Source organism: Nocardia carnea, from assembly GCF_029868325.1.
GTDB lineage: Bacteria > Actinomycetota > Actinomycetes > Mycobacteriales > Mycobacteriaceae > Nocardia > Nocardia carnea_C.
Genome location: NZ_JARWNW010000276.1, coordinates 1 through 2,063 on the forward strand (window position 1 = coordinate 1; position 2,063 = coordinate 2,063).

1 protein-coding gene and 1 pseudogene are annotated in these 2,063 nt (G+C 70.3%); one reads left to right on the forward strand and one right to left on the reverse strand.

Annotated elements, in window-relative coordinates:
- Positions 1-140: pseudogene (locus QH196_RS26980) on the reverse strand (winged helix-turn-helix domain-containing protein); the annotation flags it as partial.
- Positions 141-695: 555 nt separating this feature from the next.
- On the opposite strand from QH196_RS26980, the gene QH196_RS26985 reads away from it, so the two are divergent.
- A complete protein-coding gene (locus QH196_RS26985) occupies positions 696-1,916 on the forward strand; it encodes a hypothetical protein (protein WP_280418650.1) in 1,221 nt (406 codons plus the stop codon).
- The last annotated feature ends 147 nt before the right edge of the window (positions 1,917-2,063 follow it).

The window sequence follows — 2,063 nt, forward strand, 5'->3', positions numbered from 1 at the left end:
GCCGGTCGCACAGCCTTGTAACCCACATTGCGGACCGTACCGATCAGCGATTCGTATTCGCTGCCCAGCTTCGCCCGCAACCGCCGCACATGCACATCGACCGTGCGGGTGCCGCCGAAGAAGTCGTACCCCCACACCTCCGCCCCCCCCTACCCGCCCCCCCCGCGCCCCCGCCGGGGGGGTAGGCGATTGCGGTCCAGGCCGCTGGTCCCGCCGAAGACTCGCTGTTGTGTACGCGCCGGGTTCGTACCCCCTGCGAGCACAGAGCGGCGCCGGCACCATCCTCGATCCGCCGATTCCGCCGAAGGTTTCGCGCGGCCGGTGCATCCCGCGCAGGCAATCCGGCGCGACCACCAGGCATTTGCAGGAATTCACCGAACTCTCCGATTCGATACCGCGCGCCGTGTCCAGGGGCACCGACTAGGCGCATTTGCGCCATCGACACCCGAGGGAAACGCCGCGGGGACGATGATTCACCTCCGAGCCGCCTCCGCACCGAGCCGATCCTCACCGGCGCCGGGACTTCTCGCCGTCGAAGCACGTCAACACGGCATGTCCGGAAAACAGGCGGACCGCAACGGTGTCGGCCGCGGGCACGACACCGGTGTAATCCTCGTCACCCCGGGCGCTCCCCGGGGAGATGAGGGGCTTCGCGCACTAGAACGAAGCCCACCCGGGTGGGTAAGAATGAGCGCATGGATGCCGAAAATGCCAGCCTCGGAGACGAACGCCGCGCCCGCCCGGAGGAGTACGGGCGCGGGCAGCGCAACTCCGAGTCGAGGGGCTTCGCCGGCTTCGGATCCAACGGATTCGAAGCGGCGGAGGGGTCGAACGGCGCCACGAACCGGCCCGAGTCCGTTCCGGATCGCGGTTACACGTGGACCCCCGCACCACCGTCCACCCCGCACCAGAACCCGCAGAACACCGGCGGTTCAGCGGCTCTCGACCCGTTCGCCGCCTGGAACACCTCGGGTGTTATCGGCGATTCGCCGGGAGTCCAGACGATGAGCCCCATGGATCCCGAGCCGAATTCCCGTTTCACCACACCACCGGCCGACGGCCCCCCGTATATACCGGACGACACTCCCGAAACCACGGCCTTGCCCACCCGCTCCACGGCGACGGCTGGGTCGCATCAGGCCCCCGGCCAAGCCGATTCCGCGGCGATGCCGCGTATTTCCCAGCCCGGCGATCCCGCGCCCGCGCTGTCGTCGTCACCACGGATCCCGATGCCCGCGCCCTACCAGCCGGATATGCAGCGCCCCGACGAGCTGACCGTACCGTCCGGTGACCCGGCCCAGTTGCCGGGCGCGGCAACCACGCAACTGCCGACCACCGAGCAGAACGAGGAAGGCGCTTCGGGAAAGCCGTTGCCGCCGCCCGGCGACCCCGGGTCCTATCGCCCGGCACCCACCGATACCGATTCCTTCGGCGGCTCCTCCGCCGATACCGGTTCGCTACCCAGCTGGCTCAGCTCGATCGGCGACGAACCGGTACCGCAGGCCCTCGAAAGTGGTGGCCGGCGCCGAAAGCCGGCGCTGACCGAACCGGCCGAATCCGACGCCGACCAGTTCAATCCGTTCGAAGACCAGTACCGCCCCGAGGAACCCGGCACCCGTTCCGGCGACCTCTACGAGCTGCCTGCCGCCGCAGCAGATTCCGCCGAAACCCCCGCGCCGGCCCTTTCGGCCCTGCCCACGCGTTCTCCGCGCGGTCAGGCTCCCGCCCCCGCGAGCACCACGGAGGAAGACTCCGCCGCGCCCGCGCTCCCGGCCCGCCGCCTGCCCCGATCCGCGGCCCGGCACGCACCCACCGATACCGAGGCCGCACCCGTTCACGGTAACGGCGAGGCCCCTGCCATCGACACAGCCGCCGCGGAATTGGCCCGGGCCGCTGCGCAGCTAGAGTCATACTAAAACAGGGCGGCGGGCGGACTGCCCGGCCCCGACTGTTCCCTCTTCCGAGGCAGCCGAACCGATCGGTTGCTCCGAGGATCCGCTGCCTGCACCGGCCGAGCCGGAACCCGCGACGCCGGTCTCGACCGGCGGCGCCGCATTGCCCAC

What these genes read in the sequence shown, in the direction of transcription:
- QH196_RS26985 (WP_280418650.1), top strand. Translation starts at nt 696, where the DNA reads ATGGATGCCGAAAATGCCAGCCTCGGAGACGAACGCCGCGCCCGCCCG.